Source organism: Kitasatospora sp. NBC_00039, assembly GCF_045160625.1.
Taxonomy (GTDB): Bacteria; Actinomycetota; Actinomycetes; order Streptomycetales; family Streptomycetaceae; genus Kitasatospora.
This window is the reverse complement of sequence record NZ_CP108289.1, coordinates 2,716,777-2,735,860: the sequence shown is the minus strand read 5'-3', so window position 1 is coordinate 2,735,860 and position 19,084 is coordinate 2,716,777. Positions and strand designations below refer to the sequence as shown.

Here is a 19,084-nt window from a genome sequence, read left to right as displayed (position 1 = left end):
TTGTTCGAGAAGACTGGCGGCTCGTCGTTCGGAGTGCCAGCCTCTTGCCCCGCCCTGCGGGTGATGTCGGAGGCGCGCTCCACCGAGACCACCAGCCGTGGGGTACCGCCATGCCTTCTTCCGTCCGTTCCTCCCGCTCCCTCGCCGCCGCGGTCGTCGTGGTGTCGGCGCTGATGGCCGTGCCGTCGGCGCACGCCACCGGGCCGGCACCCGCGCCCTCGTCGGCACCGGCCGGCAAGGCGCGCGCCGTCACCGCCGAACTCGACCTGGACGTCAGCCTGTTGAACAAGGCGGTGGACGTCCCGGTCGACATCGCGCTCAACAAGGTCGAGACCCCGACCCAGCGCGACGGTTCCGTCCTCACCGCCAAGGTCGACGGCGTCGACCAGCAGGGCCCGGTCACCCTGGTCAAGGCGGACGTCGGCAAGGCGGTGACCAGGTCCGATGCCAAGGGCACCTACGCCTCCGTCAAGCTGGTCAATGCCGACGTGCACGCCCCCGGCCTGCCGGCCACCGCCCTGCTCGGCCTGGAGGCGCTCAGCTCCGAGGCCACCTGCCCGGTCGACGGGCAGCCGACCGCCGACGTGGTCGCACCCGCCAGGCTGACCGTCCTCGGCAAGCCGGTCACCCTCAGCCTGTACGGGCCGACCAAGGTGGACGTGCCGTTGGTCGGCAGCGTCTCGGTGGAGTTCTCGAAGCGGAGCACCACCTCGACCACGGCCGCCGCCTCGGCCCTGGAGGTGGAGATCGAGGTGAACCCGCTCAACCTCAACGTCGCCAAGGTCACCGGGAAGATCACCGTCGCCTCGGTGAGCTGCGAGAAGCCGGCCGCACCGGCCGCGACCCCCACCCCTTCCACCGCCGCTCCCTCCGCCCCGCTGCCGACCGGCACCCCGGCCGTCCAGCCCGTCGCGGACGCCACCACGGCCGCCGCCGCCCCCCGCGCGGCCACCGCGAGCCCGTCCGGCACCGGCGCCGGCCTCGCCGCCACCGGCGGCAGCGACAGCACGGGCCCGCTGGCCGTCGGCGCCGCCGCCCTGGTCGCGGCCGGCGGCTGCGCCCTCTGGGCCACCCGCCGCCGGGCCGCGCATGCCCGCCGGCACTGACACCCGGACCGTGCCCCGGTACCCATCCGCGCCGTCGGCCGGTACTGGTACCCGGACCGTCGGCCGGTACTGACACCCGCCCTGCCCGCGGGCCGGTGCGGGGTGCCACGCACGGCACTCCCGCACCGTGACCGTGCCGACGCGGACGGTTGGTTCACCTGGGTGTTACATAAGAGGAACAACCGGGAAACGGCGGCTTGCGACGCTACGCGGGCACCCACCACCCAGTTTGCGAGGTTCACCGCCGTGGCAATCAAGGCCGAGTACATCTGGATCGACGGCACGAAGCCGACCGCCAAGCTCCGCTCCAAGACTCGGATCCTGGCCAACGCGGACAAGATCCCCACCTGGGGCTTCGACGGTTCCTCCACCAACCAGGCCGAGGGTCACGCCTCGGACCGGGTTCTCGAGCCGGTTGCCACGTACCCGGACCCGATCCGCGGCGGCGACAACATCCTCGTCCTGTGCGAGGTCAACGAGATCGACGGTACCCCGCACGAGTCCAACACCCGTGCGCTGCTCCGCCCGATCGCCGAGCAGTTCGCCGCTCAGGAGTCGATCTTCGGCATCGAGCAGGAGTACACCTTCTTCAAGGGCTCCCGCCCGCTCGGCTTCCCCGAGGGCGGCTTCCCGGCCCCGCAGGGCGGCTACTACTGCGGTGTCGGCGCCGAGGAGGTCTTCGGCCGCGAGATCGTCGAGCTGCACATGGACCGCTGCATCGACGCCGGCCTCGCGCTCTGCGGCATCAACGCCGAGGTCATGCCCGGCCAGTGGGAGTTCCAGATCGGCCCGGTCGACGCGCTGACCGTCTCCGACCACATGTGGGTCGCCCGCTACCTGCTCTACCGCACCGCCGAGGAGTTCGGCATCGACGCCACCCTCGACGCCAAGCCCGCCCGCGGCGACTGGAACGGTGCCGGCGCGCACACCAACTTCTCCACCAAGGCGATGCGCGAGAGCTACGACGCGATCATCACCGCCTGCGAGTCGCTCGGCGCCTCGCAGGAGAAGGTCCTGGAGCACGTCACCCAGTACGGCGCCGACATCGAGTCCCGCCTGACCGGCAAGCACGAGACCGCCCCGTGGAACGTCTACAGCTACGGCGTCTCCAACCGCGGCGCCTCGGTCCGTATCCCGTGGCAGGTCGAGGTGGACCAGAAGGGCTACATCGAGGACCGTCGCCCGAACGCCAACGTCGACCCCTACGTGGTGACCCGCCTCCTGGTCAACACCTGCTGCTCCGCCCTGGAGAAGGCCGGCCTCGTCTGAGCCGCCTCCCACCGAGCACCCCGCCGGGCCTTCCCTCCACGTGAGGGGAGGCCCGGCGGCCGTTTCCGCTCCGGCCGGTGGACGAACCCGGCCGGAGCCCGCTCGGCCCGCCGGGAGGAGCACGGCGTCGTCGGATTCTGCGCCGAAGCGCAGGCCTCCGGGCCGCTCGGGCAGACCTCGTTCCGGGGTCCAGCGGTACAGGAAGCGTTCCACCAGGAGTTCGTACCCTGCGGCACGCGCCGCGCCGTCCCGGGCGGCTGTGAGGCAAGGGATCGCGGCTACTCGGCGTAGGGCCGGTCGGTTCCTTGGGCGCTGTAGCCGAGGCTCCAGACGTAGCCGTCCGGGTCGGTGAAGGTGTCGGCGGTGCTGCCGAGGACGATGCGGTGCGAGCCGGTGCCGTCGGCGGGGACGCCGAGGTCCTTGGCCAGGGCACGGCGCTTGTACAGCGCCAGCTTGACGGGGCTGGACTGACCGGGGGCGAACTCGGTGTACTTGCCGCCGAAGCTCTTGGCCACGGTCAGACCGCGGCTGACATAGAACTGCTTGGTGGCCTTCACGTCCTCGACGCCGAGCAGCAGGACCACCTCGTCGATCTCGCGGGTGGCGGGGCCGGTGTCCTTCTTCGCCGAGGTCGCGATCTTCCAGATCGTCCCGTCCGGGGCCTGGACGACGCCGCCGTAGCCCCACAGCGACTTCGCGGCGGGCTTCAGCACCGTGGCGCCCGCGTCCACGGCGGCGGCGACGAAGCCGTCGACGGTGGCCGGGCCGGACACCGTGAGCGCCAGGGTGAAGCCGCGGAATCCGGCGGAGTGCGCCTCGGACGCCCGCAGGCGTATGTACGCGTCCACACCGAAGGCGCTGTAGAAGCGGTGGGCGGCCTCGGGGTCGGCCACCTCAAGGGTGACGGACGCGAGGGACGTGGGGGCTGCGATGGAAGCGGTGGTTGCCATGACCATCACGCTAGGGGTTGCGCTGCGGCCGGGGCTTCTCGATTCCTGACCGGTCTCGCGACCTGCTTCGCGACGCCCGCCGGTACCCCCGCCACCTTGATCGCCGAGCCTGCCTCGTGGGCCGGCCCGACGCGGCACGGGCTGCACCCTGCGCGTCACCGCCGTGCCCGCGGTGCGCCGCCGACTCCTCGACCGCTGCCGGGGCCTCGGCGGAACCGGGGCGATTTCCGGCGCAGTGCGAAGCCCGCCGGGTGTGTGCGAACCGCCGGGCGCACCCTAGGCCCCGGGGTACGGGCTCCGCATCGTCAGGAAGCGGATCTCCAGATCGCCGGTCAGGTAGTCCATCCGGCGCTCCCAGAAGTCGCGCAGGTGCGGCAGTGCCAGGTGGGCGTCGAGGTCGGCCTGGCTGCGCCATGCCTCGTAGAACACGAAGACACCGGGCTCGTCGCGGTCCTCGTGGAAGTGGTACTCCAGGCAGCCCGGCTCCTGCCGGGTGGGCTCGACGAAGGAGAGCAGCAACTGCTTGAGCTCCTCGGCGCGTTCGGGCTTGGGCCGGGCGATGCCGACGAGGGTGACGAGCTGGTCCATCCGGGTTCTCCCCCTGCTTCAGGTACGACGTCGGTCGTACCTGCCGGACGGTAGCAGGCGCCGGAGGTACGATTCAAGGCGTACCTGAGGAGGTCGCCGCCATGCCCGACGAAGAAGGCCACCCGGCCGTCGAGGAGATCGAGCTCGGCAGGGTGCTGTCCGCGCTCGCCGACCCGCTGCGCCGCCGGGTGGTGCGCGAGCTGGCTGCCGCGCCGGACGGCACGGCGCGGACGTGCAGCTCCTTCGGGCTGCCCGTCTCCAAGGCGACGGTCACGCACCACTTCCGCACGCTGCGCGAGGCCGGGCTGATCCGCCAGGTCGACGGGGGGAACAGCCGGATGGCCAGCCTTCGCCGTACCGACATCGAGGCCCGCTTCCCCGGCCTGCTCGCCATCCTGGTCGCCGAGGCCCAGGTGAAGGCGGATGAGGGAGCCGAGGCGGCCAAGGGGGCCAAGAGGGGCTAAGGGGCAAAGGGGGCCGAGGGGGCTGAGGGGGCCGAGGGGGGAGACGGGGCCTAGCCGGGAAGGGTCGGCAGGGTGGGGGAACTGCCCCTTGGGGCACGGTTGATCCGCATTCGAGCACGTCCGACGAGCCCTGGATCTGCACCATCAACGCCCTCGGTTCCGACGGCGTGACGACGTGGTCCCGTGACCGCACCAAAAAGGGATTCGTCAACTGGTGGTACGTCAAGTCCTAGGGAATCCTGAACTCCTGGGACTTGTTGCCGGGGGTGCAGGTGACCATGGTGACCTGGTTGCCCGCGCCGTTGTCGGTCAGGCAGTTGGACCCCATGTACTCCGCGAGACGGTAGGCGCCCGGCGTACTCGCGGCGGTGATCTTCCAGCTGCTCAGGTAGCTGAAGCCGCTGGAGAGCGACACCCGCCCGTCCGTCTCCTGGACGAGGGCGGCGCCGCTCAGGTTGCACGGGTAGAGGTGGTACCAGCCGCCGGGGTCGGGGTCCGAGCGCACCCAGCCGTATGCGGTGTTCCCGTCCATGATCACGGCCTGGCCGCCCGACGGGGTGTCCTTGGAGAGGCCGAGCTTGCGGCCGGACGCCACGTTGACGATGGACCCCCACTTGGTGCCGCCGCAGCCCGGCGGAGTGCTGGGCGTCTGCGGGGCCGGGTTGGCGGGCGGGGGCTGGTCCGCGGGTGCGGAGGTGGTGGCCGGCGGGGCGGGGGTGTTGGCCGGGGGCTGCGTCGCGCCGCCGCCGGTGCCCGCCCCGCCTCCGCTGCCGCCGGCGGTGCCGCGCGGCGGGGTGCCCTGGCCGCCGGCCGAGGCGCCGGCGGTGGGCGCCGTCGCCCCCGCCTGGTTGCCGCCGCCCGGGGCAGGCTGTGTCGCGGGTGCGGGGGTGGTGGCGCCCGGCGTCGCCGTCCCGGTGGGCGCAGGGGTGGCCGGCGGCGTGGTGGCGGGCGGGGTCGCCGGCGGGGTGGCGGGGGTGTCCGCGATCGTGGACGCGACCACGGAGGGCTGGGCGCCGGACGTCTTCGCCTCGGACCGGAACGGCGTGTGGTCGATCAGCAGGGCGGTCGTGGTGCCGGCCGTGATGATCACCGGTATGACGATCGGGACGAGGAACCCGCGCCGTCTGCGGCGGGTGCCGGGCTCGGTGGCGTCACGGGACCCGACCTTGCCGACCTCACCCGCCGCCTTCGCGGGCTCCTTGGGTGTCCCGGGGGTCTCAGGTGTCCCGGGCGTCTTGGGCGTCTTGGGTGCCGGAGCGGCTGCTGGAGCGGCCGACGCATTCGGCTCGGCCCCGATCGCGGCGCGCGCCGCGGCCGCCATCGCGGCGGCGTCGGCGAAGCGGTCCTCCGGCTTCTTGGCCAGCGCGGTGGCGACGAACGCGCGGACCTCCCGCGGGAGGTCCGCCGGCAGCTCCGGCGCGGGATCCCGGATGTGCTTGAGTGCGACCTCCAGCACCGTCTCGCCGGTGAACGGCGGCTCCCCGGTGAGCAGTTCGTAACCGACCACGCCGATCGAGTAGAGGTCCGAGGCCGGCGTGACGGCCTTCCCCTCGGCCTGTTCGGGGGCCATGTAGAGTGCCGTCCCGATCACCGCGTGGGAGGCCGTGATCCTGGTGCTCGCCACGGCCCGCGCGATGCCGAAGTCGGTCACCGTCAGCCGGTCGTCGGGCCGGGCCATCAGGTTGGACGGCTTCACGTCGCGGTGCACGATGTCCTGCCGGTGCGCGGCGTGCAGCGCGTCCAGCGCGGTGGCGAGCAGCCCGAGCGCCCGCGCCGGGGCCATCGGGCCGCCGTCGGCGAGCACCTTGTCCAGCGGCCGCCCGTCCACCAGCTCCATGACGATGTAGGCGACTTGGTCCTCGGAGTCGTCGCCGCTCTCGCCGTAGTCGTGGACGTCCACGATGCCGGGGTGCTTGAGTGCGGCCAGCAACTGGGCCTCGCGCCGGAACCGCTTGACGAACGTGCCGTCCTCGACCAGCCCCGGATGCAGGATCTTCACCGCGACCTGCCGTGCCAACACCTCGTCGTCGGCCCGCCAGACGGCGCCCATGCCCCCGCCGCCGATGCGCTCGGTCAGCGTGTAGCGCCCTCCGAGCACGGTTCCCCGGCTGCTCAATGCCCCGCCCCCATGTCATGCCCCGGCCCAAAAGGTCACTGCGCGCACAGTCTGCCAGAGGCGTCAGGCCCCCCGGTCGTGTGAGTGCCCATGCTACGGATCGCCCCCGACGGATCGTCAGCGGGTGTGTGCGCGAAGGGCGGACGGAGGACGGGCGTAGGACGGCGGCCGCGAGGGCCGCCTTCCGGCCGGTGCGGCGCGTCGCACCGGCGTCGGCGGGCCCGGCCGGCGCCTGCCCGGTGGGCCGTCCCGCCGGGCATGGGGGCTGAGTAGGGTGGGTGCGACAGTACCTCGTGAACCAGACCAAGGAGCAGACGTGAGCGAGTCGGCGCCCATCGCCGTGCAGCAGGAGATCGCCCGGGAGCTGGAGGTCGCCGAGACCTTCGAGGCCGAGCGGGAGATCGAACGCCGGGTGGCCTTCCTCGCCGAGCGGCTGACCTCCACCGGTCTGCGCTCCCTCGTGCTGGGCATCAGCGGCGGCGTCGACTCCACCACCGCCGGCCGGCTGTGCCAGCTCGCGGTCGAGCGGGCCCGGGCCGCCGGGCACGAGGCGAGGTTCCACGCGATGCGGCTGCCCTACGGGGTCCAGGCCGACGAGCACGACGCGCAGCTCGCGCTCTCCTTCATCCGGGCGGACGACGTGCTCACCGTCGACATCAAGCCCGCGAGCGACGCCGCGCTCGATGCCGCGGTGGCCGCCGGACTGGCCTTCCGTGACCCCGCCCACCAGGACTTCGTGCACGGCAACATCAAGGCCCGCCAGCGCATGATCGCCCAGTACGCGGTGGCCGGCGCGTACGACGGCCTGGTCGTCGGGACCGACCACGCGGCGGAGGCGGTCTCCGGCTTCTTCACCAAGTTCGGTGACGGCGCCGCCGACCTCGTCCCGCTGACCGGCCTGACGAAGCGCCGGGTGCGCGCCGTCGCGGACGCGCTGGGCGCGCCCGCCGAACTGGTGTGGAAGGTGCCGACGGCCGACCTGGAGACCCTCGACCCGGGCAAGGCCGACGAGGACGCGCTCGGCGTCACCTACGACGACATCGACGACTTCCTGGAGGGCAAGCCGGTGGGCGAGCAGGCCTTCGAGACGATCGTCCGCCGCTACCGCCTCACCGACCACAAGCGCCGGCTGCCCATCGCACCGTAGGCGGCCCGGGTCGGGACGGCGGCCCCCGGACCCGGTCCGGCGCCGGCCCGAAAGACCGGCCCCGAAGTCCGAGCCCGAGGACCGAGCCCGAGGACCGAGTCCGAAGTCCGAGTCCGAAGTCCGAGCCCGAAGATGGGCTCTGAAAGACCGGCCCCGAACTCGGTCCGGGTGGGGGACACTTCGCGGTACTGAGGCACTGCAGCGGGCGGAGGCGGCGGCATGAGGATCGGGACGGTGGACCGGCTCCGGCGGTACCCGGTGAAGTCGATGCTGGGGGAGGAGTTGGGCGAGGCGGCCGTGTCCGAGCGCGGGCTGCACGGGGACCGGGTGCTGGGGCTGCTCGACGCCGAGAGCGGGAGGGTGGCGAGCGCCAAGAACCCGCGGCTCTGGGCGGGGATGCTCGGGTTCACGGCCGTGCTGGACGTCGGCGGCGTCGTGATCACCGGGCCGGACGGCCGGGTGGTGCGCGAGACCGAACTCTCCGGGCTGCTGGGCCGCAAGGTGAGCCTGGTGGGCGAGCGCCCCGCCGGTGCGACCGTCGAACGGGCCGTCCCCGAAGAGGTGCTGGCCCGTGGGACCTCGGCGGAGGTCGCCGTCACGGAGAACGAGATCGGCCGGGCCGCCCCCGCCGGGACGTTCTTCGACTTCGCCCCGCTGCACCTGCTCACCACCTCCACCCTGGACGCCGTGGCGGCCGGGGCGGAGCGCTACCGCCCCAACCTGGTGATCCGCACCGAGGGCGAGGGCTACGTGGAGAACGAGTGGGTGGGCCGTGAGCTGCGGATCGGTCCGGACCTCCGGCTGCGCGTCCTGGTCCCCACTCCCCGCTGCGCCGTCCCGACCCTCCCGCACGGCGAACTGCCGCGCAGTACGGGGGCGCTGAAGGTCCTCGCCGCTCAGAACCGGCTGGTGCCGCTGGAGGGGATGGCCGCGCTGCCCTGCGCAGGCGTGTACGCGCAGGTGGTGGAGCCCGGGAGGGTGCGGGTGGGGGACGCGGTCGCTCTCTGCTGACGACTGCGGCGGCGGCGTCCGGCGCCGGCACGGAGCGGTCTCCACTCCACGCGATCGGGACACGGTGGGTGGCCGACTGTCGGCCGACGGCGGTCAGACGCCGGGGACGGCATCCTTCGCGCTGGTGTGCCAGTTGGTGACGACCGGCTTGTCGACCTTGATGGAACCGACGGGAATGCTCACCGGGTTCGGGTCCGTGTGGCCGATGGCGACGATGACGTCCTTGAACTCGACGGCCTGGTTGTCCTTGGTGCTCTTGGGGTTGATCCCGGCGTAGGCGACCGTGGAACCGCTGAGCGTGATCGGCGTGCCGACGGCCTGCTCGGCGTTGGCGGCCTCGATGCCGCCCGAACCGAAGGCGATGACCGGGTGCTCGCCCGACAGGACACAGGTGATACCCGGCTTGGCCTTGGCGGTGATCTGGAGGTAGCCACCCGCCTGGGTCTCCAGCTTGGCGCTGAACGTGAGGTCGTTGGCTCCGCAGGCCTGGCCGTAGCCGGTCTTGTCGCCCGCCCCCGGGGCGGCGGCCGAAGGCTTCGCCGACTTGGCCGGCGCGGCGGACGTCGGCGCGGCGGACGCCGGCGCGGCAGCCGGGGGAGTGGTGGTCGCGGCGGAAGCGGTCGTCGGGGCGGGGCCCGCAGCGGACGGCGCGTCACCGTTCTCCGGGCCGCAGGCGGTGGCGGCGGCCGCGAGTGCGGTGACCGCAAGGGCGGTGAGGGCGATTCGCGCGCGCATGGAGGTCCCAACTTCCGTCTGTCGAGGGGGGATCGCTGTCTGCCTCCACGCTGGGGCCGGGTTGATCACCGGCTGGTGCGTGAAGTGTCCCGGTCCTGTCCCAGGACCGAAGTCGGCGCTCGGCGTCGGGGCTCGGATCAGGCGTCGGGGCTCGGGTCAGGGGTGGGGCCCGGGCATACGCGCACCGGCACCCGACACCGCGTCGAGCGCGGCCAGGAAGCGGTCCGTCGTCGCCGCGTCCCGGACGGCGATCCGCAGCCAGTCGGGCCCGAGGCCGGGGAAGGTGTCGCCCCGGCGGACGGCGAAGCCGTGCTCACGCAGGCGCTCGCGGACGGCGGCGGCGCCCGGCAGTTCGATCAGGACGAACGAGGCGGCCGGCTCGCCGTGCACCCGGACGGACGGGAAGGCGGCGAGGCCTTTCAGCAGGTGGTCGCGGCAGAGCGCGAGGTCCTGGGCGGCCTGCTCGGCCTCGGCCAGGGCCTCGGGCGTGCTGCACGCCTCGGCGGCGGCCAGCGCCGGGGTGGAGACCGGCCAGAGCGGCTGGGCGGCGCCGAGGGCGGCGATGAGCGGCGCCGGGCCGAGGGCGTAGCCGATGCGCAGGCCGGCCAGGCCCCAGGTCTTGGTGAGGCTGCGCAGGACGACCACCCGGCCGGGCAGGTCCCGTACGGCGGCGAGGGATTCGGTCTCGCCGGGCACGGTGTCCATGAAGGCCTCGTCGATCACCAGCGTGCGGCCGGGGCGGGCGAGGGCGGCGAGGGCGGCGGCCGGGTGCAGGACGGAGGTCGGGTTGGTGGGGTTGCCGAGGACGACGAGGTCGGCCTCCGCCGGCACCGCACCCAGCCGGAAGCCGTCCGAAGGCGTGAGCAGCACCCGGTCCACGGCGTGCCCGGCGTCCCGCAGCGCGGCCTCCGGCTCGGTGAACTGCGGGTGCACGACGACAATGTGACGTGGCGTCAGGACGCGGGCCAGCAGGACGAATGCCTCCGCCGCCCCCGAGGTGAGCAGCACCTCCTCCACCGGCCGACCGTGCCGGGCGGCGACGGCCGCGCGGGCGGCCGTCCCCTCGGGGTACGCCGCGAGGCCGCCGAGCGTCGCCGCGAGGCGCTCGCGGAGCCACTGCGGGGGCGTGCCGGTCCGGACGTTGACGGCGAGGTCGACCAGGCCGGCCCCGTCGTCGCGCACCTCCGCGTCACCGTGGTGGCGGAGGTCGGGGTCGGGGGTGGTCACGAGTGCTCTCCATCGGCATGGGGAAGGGGCAGCCCGGGGATCCGCACGAGTGCGTAGCGGTCGGAGGCGGGCGGCGCGTAGGCGAGCCCGTCCCCGAGCGCGACCAGGGCGACGGCCTCCCGGCGGGAGGCGAGTTCGACGGCGGCCCGGAGGCAGTCCTCGGCGGTGAGCCGCCGGGCGGCCGGCCGCAGCAGCTCGGCGGCCACCGCCAACGCGCCCGGCGCGCCGACCACCACCGACGCCCGCCGCAGCTCCGCCTCGGCGCGCGGGACGATCAGGTCGCGCTCCCCGGGGCCGAGGCCGATCACCGCGAGCCGGCCGCGTACGGCCGCGCGGGCGACCGCCACCGTCGCCGTGGCCGACTTCCGCTTGGGGACGACGAGTTCGCCGCCCGGTGCGCTCGCCAGCGCGGCCGCCTCCGCCACGCTCATGGTGCCGACCGCCTCGCCGACGGACGCCGACGGGTTGGGCACCGCGACGGCCGACAGCTCCTCGGCCGTGTGCTCGTCCACCGGGAGGCCCAGCAGGGCGGCGGCCCGACGGACGGCGGGGTGACCGCCCTTGCCGGACAGGGTCGAGAGCCGGGCGACGGCGGAGGCCGGCAGCCCGGCCTCCCGCAGCGTGCGGCGGATCAGCCGGGTCACCTCGGGCGCCGCGGCGGCCTCGCGCAGGCCCACCCCGACGACCAGGCCGCCCGCGCGCGGTCCCGGGGGGCGGGTCGGCGGCGGGGGGCAGACCAGGACGTCCTCGTCCCACTCGGGGAAGTCCCACCCGGGGAGGTCGTGGCGCCCGACGCTGGCGTCGTGCCCGGCGCCGGCCGGGCGGGCAGGGGTGCGCGGGTCGCGGGCCCGGCCGCTGGTGATCACCGGGCAGGTGTCGAGGAGGGCGGACACCTCGCCCGCCAGGTCGTCCGCGCCCCCGGCGGCCCCGGTCAGCGACACGGCGAAGCGCCGCTCCGGGTCGACGCAGACCACGCCGGGCAGGGGACGGCCGGCGGGCGTACGGCGGAGCAGCAGCCGTACCGTCGCACCGACGGGCGCGAAACAGACCAGCTGCCGGCAGCCGCGCAGGGCGGTCTCCAGGAGCTCGTCCGCACCCTCGCCGTCGTCCTCCGCCAGGAGGACCAGGCTGTCCGGCCAGAGCCGGTGCACCGCGTCGGCGAGCGGGCGACCCGCCTCGCCGAGGGCCAGCAGCCCGATCACGTCGCGTTCCCTTCACCCGGTAGCCGCCCATGAGCCGCTGAACAGCCGCTCGACAGCCGTTCGCCGGTCCACGAGATCCCACCACGGTCGCGACGAACGGGTCAATCGGGGCGCCTGTGACCTCCGCCGCCCCCGCGCGGCGGCTGTTCGCCTGTTCTTCACCTTCCTTGTGCCGTGACCGCCACCGCCCGGCTCCTACTGTTCTCGGCGCTCCAGACCCGGCAGTTCCCGACGGCAGTTCCCGACGCAACGGAGGACACCATGCCCTTCGCACGAACCCGCACCAGTGACAGCGAAGCCCGCACCGGCGGCACCCGCCCCCGCCGCACCCTCACCGCCCTGACGGCCGGCCTCGGCCTGGTCGCCGGCTCGCTCGGACTCTGGGCGGCCACCGGCTCCAGCGCGCAGGCGGCGACCCTCCCCACGCACGACCACGTGGTCGTGGTCGTGCTGGAGAACCACGCCTACTCGCAGATCATCGGCAGCTCCGGCGCGCCGTACATCAACAACACCCTCAAGGCCGGCGGCGCCACCCTCACCCAGTCGTTCGGGATCACCCACCCGAGCGAGCCCAACTACTACCAGCTGTTCTCCGGCTCCAACCAGGGCCGCACGGACGACAGCTGCGTGCCGGTCGGTTCGATCAACAAGCCCAACCTGGGCTCCGAGCTGATCGCCGCCGGCAAGACCTGGGGCAGTTACAACGAGGGCCTGCCGAGCCAGGGTTCGACCACCTGCAGCAGCGGCAAGTACGCGCAGAAGCACAACCCGTGGTTCGGCTTCAGCAACGTGCCGACCAACACCGCGTACACCTTCACGCAGTTCCCGACCGACTACAGCACCCTGCCGAAGGTCTCCTTCGTCGTGCCGGACCTCTGCAACGACATGCACGACTGCTCGGTCTCCACCGGCGACACCTGGATCCAGAACAAGCTCGGCGCGTACGCGGCCTGGGCCAAGAACAACAACAGCATCCTCGTCGTCACCTTCGACGAGGACAACAGGCTCTCCGGCAACCGCATCCCCACCGTCTTCTACGGCGCGCACGTCACTCCCGGCGCCACCACCGCCACCACCTACAACCACTACAACGTGCTGCGCACGCTGGAGGACCTCGCCGGGCTGACCACCCACGCGGGCAACGCCGCCTCGGCCGCCACCATCACCGGCATCTGGAACTGACGCCCGTGTACGTCGCGGAATCCCGCAGCCCGAAGGCCCCCGCCGCCCCGGCCCCCCGGCCGGGGCGGCGGGCGGCCGCCGCCGTGCCCGGCACCGTGCTGGCCCTGGGCACCGTCAGCCTGGTGACCGACGTCTCCTCGGAGATGGTCAGCGCGGTGCTGCCGCTCTACCTGCTCACCGGGCTCGGCCTCTCCCCGCTCGGCTTCGGGCTGCTGGACGGCATCCAGAACGGGTTCAGCGCTCTGGTCCGCCTGGCCGGCGGCCACCTCGCCGACCGGCGCGGCGCCGACGGCGCGCCCCGGCACAAGGCGGTCGCGGCGGCCGGGTACGGGCTGTCGGCGCTCTGCAAGCCGCTGCTGCTGCTCGTCCACACCGTGCCGCTGATCGGTGCGGTGCTCGCCGTCGACCGCACGGGCAAGGGGCTGCGCACCGCGCCCCGGGACGCGATGATCTCGCTCGCCACCGAACCCGCCCACCGGGGGCGGGCGTTCGGTGTCCACCGGGCGATGGACACGGCGGGCGCGCTGCTCGGACCGCTCATCGCCTTCCTGGTGCTCCGCCTGGCCGGCGGGCCGATGCTCGCCGACGGCGGCGAACGGCACGGCTACGACGCGGTCTTCACGGTCAGCGCCTGCGTCGCCCTGCTCGGTGTGCTGGTACTGCTGCTCTTCGTCCCGGGCCGCCCGGCGCCGGCCGACGACGGGCCGGCTCCGGCTCCCGGCCTGCGCGCCGGCCTCGCCCTGCTGCGCCTGCCCGGCCTGCGCCGGCTGGCCCTGTGCGCGGTGCTGCTCGGCCTGACGACCGTCAGCGACTCCTTCCTCTACCTGCTCGTGCAGCGCCGGCTCGGCCTCGCCGTCGACCTCTTCCCGCTGCTGCCACTCGGCACCGCCGCGGCCTTCCTGCTGCTGGCCGTCCCGCTCGGCGCGCTGGCCGACCGGATCGGCCGCCGCCGGCTCTTCCCGGCTGGCCACGGCCTCCTGCTGCTGGCGTACGGGCTGCTGCTCTCGCCGCTGCGCGGGCTGCCCGTGGTGGTCTGCGTGCTCGTCCTGCACGGTGCCTTCTACGCCGCGACCGACGGCGTGCTGGCCGCCGCGGCCGCCGACGCCGTCCCTGCCGCGCAGCGCGGCGCCGGGCTGGCGCTGGTCGGCACCGGGCAGGCGCTGGCCCGGTTCGCCTGCTCGCTGGTGTTCGGCGCGCTGTGGAGCGCGGTCGGCGGCAGCGCCGCACTGGCCTGGTCGGCGGCCGCGCTGGCCGGCTGCGTCCTCGGGGCCGCCTTCGTGCTCCGGGACTCCCACGACGTCCCCGCCACCGACTCCGAGGTGCCCTCGTGACCCCACCGCTCCAAGGCCGTACCAGGGTGCTGATCCTGCTGGCCGCCGTGCTGCTGCTCGGCTCGGTCGGCACCGGAGCCGTGCTCCACGCGTCCGGCCAGTCGGCCCGCAAGGACCAGGTGCAGCCCGGCGGCCCGGTGGTCACCCCCGGCCCGGTCCTGCTGGGGAAGCCGTCCGGCGGGCGGCAGCTGGTGTTCCGCAACATGGCCTGGGGCCCGCACCGCGACGAGCTCGCCACCGTCCCCGCCGACCACCCGGACGGCCCGCGCACCTCCTCCGGCGTCCAGTGCCTGCGCTTCTACACGGCGGGCGGCACCGGCATCTGCCTCCAGGCCGAGCGCGGCGCGCTGCAGGACACCTACCGTGCCGTCGTCCTCGACGACCACCTGCGTGAGCTGCGGTCCTTCCCGGCCGCCGGCATCCCCACCCGCTCCAGGGTCTCGCCCTCCGGCCACCTCGCCGCCTGGACGGTCTTCGTCAGCGGCGACTCCTACGCCGGCACCGACTTCTCCACCCGCACCTCGATCGTCGACGTCCGCGACGGGAACCTCAGGGAGAACCTGGAGGCCTTCGACCTGATCAAGGACGGCAAGCCGGACCGGGCGCCCGACGTCAACGTCTGGGGCGTGACCTTCGCCGACGACGACACCTTCTACGCCACCGCGGCCACCGGCGGCCAGACCTACCTCGTCCGCGGCGACCTCGCCGCCCGCACCCTCACCACCCTCCACCAGAACGTCGAGTGCCCCTCGCTCTCCCCGGACGGCACCCGGATCGCCTACAAGAAACGCGTCCCCGGCCTGCCCGCGGACGCGCCCTGGCGGCTCTACGTGCTCGACCTGGCCACCATGACCGAGACCGCCACCGCCGAGCAGCGCAACATCGACGACCAGGCGGTCTGGACCGACGGCTCCACCCTGCTCTACGCCCTCCCCGGCGACTTCGGTGCCGACCTGTGGAGCGTCCCCGCGGACGGCACCGGCTCGGCGCGGCGGACGATGGAGGCGGCCGTGGCCCCGGCCTATCCGGGCTGAGAGGGGCGGTTGGCAGCTCCCGGACCCACGAGCGTAGGGTCCACGTCGGGCGGTGCGAGTGGCGCGCGAGGCCCGAGTGGTGCGAGGCGGGGGAGCTGGGGAGCGGTGAAGGAAGCAGGGCGCGCCGCGCCGGAACGGATGGTGAGCGACTCCTGGCCGGCGCTGCACGGCCGGCCGGTGCTGCGACGGACGGTCGCGGTGGGCCTGGTGCTCTTCGTGGCGGTCACGGCGGCCCTGGCGGTCCGCGGCATCAACGCGCTCACGCTGGGCCGGGGCGTCATCGAGACCGACCGCGACCGCGCCGAGCTGCTCGCCGGTCTCCACCCCTCCCAGCACCCGGGCGCGGGGCGGTACTACGTGCCGGTGGGCGCGGTGTACACGCGGACGGCCGACGGCGCGCCCGTCGCGTACCTGCACTACCGGCTGGCCGGCGGCCAGGACGTCGGGCTGGGCGACTTCCTGCGCACCTACGACCTGCCGGTGCCGGGCCCGATTGCACCGCTGCCGTCCGACCTGGCGGCCGCGCTCGGCGGCGACGAGCCGGCCGAGGCGCCGGAGCTGCCCGGGGCGGTGACCGCCGTCCCCGGCCCGACCACGCCGCCCACGCCCGGCCCGACGGCCACGCCCACCCCCACAGCCACCCCCACGGCCACTGGCACGGTGACGCCCGCGCCTGACGTGACGCCCGACGTGACGCCTGACGTGACGCCTGAGGAGACCGAGCCGGCCCTGCCGGCCGAGCCGGTCGCCTCGCCGTGCCCGGCGGACGACACCGAGGAACCCGCCCCGGCCGCCTTCCCGGCCGAGGAGCCGCAGCCCACCCCCGCCGATCCCGTGCCCGCCGATCCCGCGCCGGCCGTGCCCCCCACGCCCACCGCCACGGCGACGCCCGCCCCCACGCCCACTCCCGGGCCGGCACCCGCCCGCCTCGGCCCGGGCCGGCGGATCTACGTCGCCGCCGACCCCGGAGGCCTCCCCGGCGCGGCCGACATCTACGTCCGCGCCACCGGCTGACCCCGCGGCCCCGCTCCTCAGCCGACCCCGGCGACGGTCATCGCCAACGACAGGACCAGCGCGCCGAGCGCGCCCGCCGCACCGAGCAGCCGCAGGCCGCGCCGGTCGTCGTCCGCACGGACGTGGCGCACGGTGGCGGTGGCGAACGCCAGCCCGCCGGCGACGAACCACGGCCCCCACAGGTAGAGGTACCAGCGGCTCAGCCCGAGCAGTGCGGGATCGAAGGAGACGGCCCCGGCCTCGACCAGCAGCCCGTGCGCGACGAAGAGACCGCCGTGCCAGACCAGCAGGACCGTCGCACCGCCGCCGCAGAACACCAGGAACCGGCCGGTCCGCTGGCCGCACGGCCTGACCAGGCCGATGCCGACCACCGCCCCGAAGAGCTTGAGGAACCCGGTCACCCACAGGACGGCCAGGAACCACGGCACCCCGTCGCGGGCGAGCTGCACCAGCTCCGGCGCCACCGTCGACTCCGCGCCGACCGTGCCGCCCAGTGCCCAGACGAAGCTGGGGACCGCGAACAGGACGCCCCACACCGTCACCGCGTACCCCGGCCACCGGCCCGGACGCGGCACCGGACGCGGCACCGGGTGGACGGCGGCGGCACCGGGAGAGGTTTCGATCTGCATGGGCTTCACGGTGCCGGACCGGAGCCGGCGGCACGTCGTCTGCACGGAGGAGCGCCTCCCCCCGAGGAGCTACCCCCACGCCGGCGTTCACCGGCCGGCGGTGTGGAAGCCGCCGGTGACGACGGGCCGGACCTTGGCCAGCATCAGCTCCAGGAACCGGTCGGGGTGCTGGAAGGACGCGAAGTGGCTCGCGTCCTCGATGAGGGCGAACTCCTTGACCGGGGCCTGGACATCGTCGAAGAAGCGCTTGGCGCGGTCGGTCGGGGTGAGGACGTCCCGGTCGCCCTGGAAGACGAAGAACGGCAGGTCGAAGCGGGTGCCGTCGGCGCGGTCGTCGAACCCGGCGGTGGCGGGGAGGATCCGCTCGGAGAGCTTCATGCCCTTGCCGAGGGTGCCCAGCTCGCCGAGGCTGTGCAGCGGGGAGAACCAGAGCGACTTCATGACCACGGACTTCATGGTGGAGAAGGTCAGCGGGTCGGCGGTGGCGACGATCTTGGCGTAGGCGCCGTGCTGCTCGGCGGTCCAGGTCCGCAGGTCGGGGCCGATCTCCTCGACGGCGGCGAGCTCCTTGCGCTTGCCGGCGGCGTGCAGCCGGGCCAGCAGGGCCAGGTGGCCGCCGGTGTCGCGGCCGGCGTCGTGGATCTTCTGGTCGGTGCCGACGTAGGCGCTGTAGCGGTCGGGGTACTGGCGGGCCAGGCGCAGTCCGAAGGTGCTGCCGAAGGAGTTGGCGACGAGGAGGACCTGCTCGACGCCGAGCCGGGCACGTGCGTGGTCGGTGACCTCGACGGCGTCCTCGTACATCCGGGTGAAGCTCAGCTCGCCCTGGCCTTCGGCGCCGCCGCGGCCGAGGGTCTTGCCGGCGCCGCGCATGTCCCAGCGGACGATCGTGAAGTGCTTCTCCCAGGCCCGGGTGCGCGGCCCGTAGATCGCGTTGGAGGCGCCGGGCCCGCCGTGGATCTCCAGCATCACCGGGTTGGTGCGGTCCTCGCCGCGGATCGAGATCCACTGCTCGATCCCGCCGATACGGACGAAGCCCTGCTCGTCGATGCCGTTCGGCGTGTCGATCCGCATCAACCGGGCGCCCGCGGCCTGCTTGATCCGGCGGTGGCCGAGGGCTGCGGCCACGGGGGCGGCGACGGCGGAGGCGAGGAGAACGGTGCCGAGCATGGGGCGACTCCCTTGAACTGTGTATCGGATACGCAATTGAGTGTATGTTATACACAGTTCTGAGAGGGCGTCAATCGCCCGCCGGAACAGCACGAGAACCACAAGGGAGCTGGCGCGTATGGCCGGGAGCCGGGAGAAGAAGCGCGACCCGAAGGCGAGCCTGGCGCTGCTGTGGGGGGAGCAGGGCCAGCCCCGCCGCGGTCCGAAGCCCTCACTGACCGCCGAGCGCATCGTCGCCGGCGCCATCGAGGTCGCCGATGCGGAGGGCCTGGACGCCGTCTCCATGCAGCGGGTCGCCACCGAGCTCGGCGTCACCACCATGGCGCTGTACCGGTACTTCCCCGGCAAGGCCGAACTGGTCGACCTGATGGTCGACTCCGCCCTCGGCGCGCCCCCCGGGTCCATCGGCCGCCAGGACGGCTGGCGCCCCCGGCTGACCGAGTGGGCCCGCCAGTGCTGGGCGCTGTACCGCCGCCACACCTGGATCCTGGCCGCCACCGCCATGCGCCGCCAGCTCATGGGTCCCAACCAGCTCGCCTGGATGGACTCCGCCCTGGCAGCCCTCGCCCCGACCGGGCTCTCCGCGGCGCAGCAGCACGACACCGTGCTGCTGATCATCGGCCACATCCGCAGCCTCGCCCAGCAGCTCGTCGACGCGGACGAGGAAGGCGGCGAGGAGTGGAACCGGCTCGCCGGCGAGGTGCTGGAGCGCCACGGAGACCGGTTCCCCGCACTCACCGCGGCGATCGCCGCCGGAGCCTTCGCCCCGCAGAGCGGCGACCCGCTCGACTTCGGCCTGGAGCGCATCCTCGACGGGGTCACCCCCCTGGCCGATCAGGGCTGAACCCCTGCGGACCGGCGAGGGCCCCGGCTGCCTGGCAGCCGGGGCCCTCGTCATCCTGTGGTGCGGTG

At 74.0% G+C, this 19,084-nt stretch carries 18 protein-coding genes and 1 pseudogene; 10 read left to right on the top strand and 9 right to left on the bottom strand.

All coding sequences use genetic code 11. The annotated features are described in order from the left end of the window. The first annotated feature begins 110 nt into the window (after positions 1–110). Together OG286_RS12180 and glnII are read left to right on the top strand one after the other, a co-directional pair. The gene (locus tag OG286_RS12180) at positions 111–1,106 is read left to right on the top strand and encodes an SCO1860 family LAETG-anchored protein (RefSeq protein WP_405365210.1); all 996 of its coding nucleotides are present in this window, start codon (positions 111–113) and stop codon (positions 1,104–1,106) included. Positions 1,107–1,352: 246 nt separating this feature from the next. Further along, positions 1,353–2,375: a glutamine synthetase gene (gene glnII, locus OG286_RS12175; RefSeq protein ID WP_396324235.1), complete on the top strand. Its 1,023-nt coding sequence runs from the start codon at positions 1,353–1,355 to the stop codon at positions 2,373–2,375. A gap of 102 nt (positions 2,376–2,477) precedes the next feature. Here glnII and OG286_RS12170 read toward each other — a convergent pair. The 3 genes and pseudogenes from OG286_RS12170 to OG286_RS12160 form a co-directional block, all read right to left on the bottom strand. Further along, positions 2,478–2,630, bottom strand: a pseudogene (locus OG286_RS12170) (GNAT family N-acetyltransferase); the annotation flags it as partial. A gap of 23 nt (positions 2,631–2,653) precedes the next feature. After that, positions 2,654–3,325, bottom strand: a complete 672-nt coding sequence (locus OG286_RS12165) for a glyoxalase (RefSeq protein ID WP_396324234.1) — start codon at positions 3,323–3,325, stop codon at positions 2,654–2,656. Positions 3,326–3,601: 276 nt separating this feature from the next. After that, positions 3,602–3,913, bottom strand: coding sequence for a putative quinol monooxygenase (locus tag OG286_RS12160; RefSeq protein WP_396324233.1), 312 nt, complete (start codon positions 3,911–3,913; stop codon positions 3,602–3,604). Between the two features lie 101 nt (positions 3,914–4,014). Between OG286_RS12160 and OG286_RS12155 the strand changes: the two genes are divergently transcribed. Then, positions 4,015–4,377 (top strand): ArsR/SmtB family transcription factor, encoded by a 363-nt coding sequence (locus OG286_RS12155; protein WP_396324232.1) that lies wholly within the window; start codon positions 4,015–4,017, stop codon positions 4,375–4,377. A 229-nt stretch (positions 4,378–4,606) separates the two neighbouring features. Here OG286_RS12155 and OG286_RS12150 read toward each other — a convergent pair whose 3' ends face one another. Then, complete coding sequence (locus tag OG286_RS12150) at positions 4,607–6,493, bottom strand: serine/threonine-protein kinase (protein WP_405365208.1); 1,887 nt, start codon at positions 6,491–6,493, stop codon at positions 4,607–4,609. A 316-nt stretch (positions 6,494–6,809) separates the two neighbouring features. Here OG286_RS12150 and nadE point away from each other — a divergent pair, with 316 nt between their 5' ends. Together nadE and OG286_RS12140 are read left to right on the top strand one after the other, a co-directional pair. After that, on the top strand, positions 6,810–7,640 hold the full coding sequence (gene nadE, locus OG286_RS12145) for an ammonia-dependent NAD(+) synthetase (RefSeq protein ID WP_405365206.1): 831 nt from the start codon (positions 6,810–6,812) through the stop codon (positions 7,638–7,640). Between the two features lie 219 nt (positions 7,641–7,859). Then, positions 7,860–8,651: an MOSC domain-containing protein gene (locus OG286_RS12140; RefSeq protein WP_396324229.1), complete on the top strand. Its 792-nt coding sequence runs from the start codon at positions 7,860–7,862 to the stop codon at positions 8,649–8,651. Positions 8,652–8,744: 93 nt separating this feature from the next. Here OG286_RS12140 and OG286_RS12135 read toward each other — a convergent pair whose 3' ends face one another. From OG286_RS12135 to OG286_RS12125, 3 genes are all read right to left on the bottom strand, one after another. Beyond that, the gene (locus OG286_RS12135; RefSeq protein ID WP_396324228.1) at positions 8,745–9,386 is read right to left on the bottom strand and encodes a hypothetical protein; all 642 of its coding nucleotides are present in this window, start codon (positions 9,384–9,386) and stop codon (positions 8,745–8,747) included. A 156-nt stretch (positions 9,387–9,542) separates the two neighbouring features. Then, a complete protein-coding gene (cobC, locus tag OG286_RS12130; RefSeq protein ID WP_405361654.1) occupies positions 9,543–10,613 on the bottom strand; it encodes an Rv2231c family pyridoxal phosphate-dependent protein CobC in 1,071 nt (356 codons plus the stop codon). Then, positions 10,610–11,815 carry a cobalamin biosynthesis protein gene (locus OG286_RS12125; protein WP_405365204.1) on the bottom strand — a complete coding sequence of 402 codons (1,206 nt, stop codon included), beginning with the start codon at positions 11,813–11,815 and terminating at the stop codon, positions 10,610–10,612. The genes cobC and OG286_RS12125 overlap by 4 nt, the downstream gene beginning before the upstream one ends. Positions 11,816–12,076: 261 nt before the next feature. Between OG286_RS12125 and OG286_RS12120 the strand changes: the two genes are divergently transcribed. The 4 genes from OG286_RS12120 (at position 12,077) to OG286_RS12105 (ending at position 16,376) form a co-directional block, all read left to right on the top strand. Then, positions 12,077–12,997: an alkaline phosphatase family protein gene (locus tag OG286_RS12120; RefSeq protein WP_405365202.1), complete on the top strand. Its 921-nt coding sequence runs from the start codon at positions 12,077–12,079 to the stop codon at positions 12,995–12,997. A 5-nt stretch (positions 12,998–13,002) separates the two neighbouring features. After that, a complete protein-coding gene (locus OG286_RS12115; protein WP_405361659.1) occupies positions 13,003–14,328 on the top strand; it encodes an MFS transporter in 1,326 nt (441 codons plus the stop codon). Beyond that, positions 14,325–15,362 (top strand): TolB family protein, encoded by a 1,038-nt coding sequence (locus tag OG286_RS12110; protein WP_396324223.1) that lies wholly within the window; start codon positions 14,325–14,327, stop codon positions 15,360–15,362. Before OG286_RS12115 ends, OG286_RS12110 begins: the two co-directional genes overlap by 4 nt. Before the next feature lie 105 nt (positions 15,363–15,467). Further along, the gene (locus OG286_RS12105) at positions 15,468–16,376 is read left to right on the top strand and encodes a hypothetical protein (protein ID WP_405361661.1); all 909 of its coding nucleotides are present in this window, start codon (positions 15,468–15,470) and stop codon (positions 16,374–16,376) included. Positions 16,377–16,393: 17 nt separating this feature from the next. Here the strand turns inward: OG286_RS12105 and OG286_RS12100 are convergent, their stop codons facing one another. Next, positions 16,394–17,005, bottom strand: a complete 612-nt coding sequence (locus OG286_RS12100) for a DUF3995 domain-containing protein (RefSeq protein WP_405365200.1) — start codon at positions 17,003–17,005, stop codon at positions 16,394–16,396. 87 nt (positions 17,006–17,092) lie between these two features. After that, a complete protein-coding gene (locus OG286_RS12095; protein WP_405361663.1) occupies positions 17,093–18,172 on the bottom strand; it encodes an alpha/beta fold hydrolase in 1,080 nt (359 codons plus the stop codon). A gap of 118 nt (positions 18,173–18,290) precedes the next feature. Between OG286_RS12095 and OG286_RS12090 the strand changes: the two genes are divergently transcribed. Then, the gene (locus OG286_RS12090; RefSeq protein ID WP_405361665.1) at positions 18,291–19,016 is read left to right on the top strand and encodes a TetR/AcrR family transcriptional regulator; all 726 of its coding nucleotides are present in this window, start codon (positions 18,291–18,293) and stop codon (positions 19,014–19,016) included. Positions 19,017–19,084: the final 68 nt, after the last annotated feature.

Excerpts from the sequence above, each read along its gene's own strand:
- OG286_RS12120 (WP_405365202.1), top strand. The coding sequence starts at position 12,077 with ATGCCCTTCGCACGAACCCGCACCAGTGACAGCGAAGCCCGCACCGGC.
- OG286_RS12155 (WP_396324232.1), top strand. The coding sequence starts at position 4,015 with ATGCCCGACGAAGAAGGCCACCCGGCCGTCGAGGAGATCGAGCTCGGC.
- OG286_RS12165 (WP_396324234.1), bottom strand. The coding sequence starts at position 3,325 with ATGGCAACCACCGCTTCCATCGCAGCCCCCACGTCCCTCGCGTCCGTC.
- OG286_RS12095 (WP_405361663.1), bottom strand. The coding sequence starts at position 18,172 with ATGCTCGGCACCGTTCTCCTCGCCTCCGCCGTCGCCGCCCCCGTGGCC.
- OG286_RS12160 (WP_396324233.1), bottom strand. The coding sequence starts at position 3,913 with ATGGACCAGCTCGTCACCCTCGTCGGCATCGCCCGGCCCAAGCCCGAA.
- OG286_RS12100 (WP_405365200.1), bottom strand. The coding sequence starts at position 17,005 with ATGCAGATCGAAACCTCTCCCGGTGCCGCCGCCGTCCACCCGGTGCCG.
- OG286_RS12180 (WP_405365210.1), top strand. The coding sequence starts at position 111 with ATGCCTTCTTCCGTCCGTTCCTCCCGCTCCCTCGCCGCCGCGGTCGTC.
- OG286_RS12135 (WP_396324228.1), bottom strand. The coding sequence starts at position 9,386 with ATGCGCGCGCGAATCGCCCTCACCGCCCTTGCGGTCACCGCACTCGCG.
- OG286_RS12140 (WP_396324229.1), top strand. The coding sequence starts at position 7,860 with ATGAGGATCGGGACGGTGGACCGGCTCCGGCGGTACCCGGTGAAGTCG.
- OG286_RS12090 (WP_405361665.1), top strand. The coding sequence starts at position 18,291 with ATGGCCGGGAGCCGGGAGAAGAAGCGCGACCCGAAGGCGAGCCTGGCG.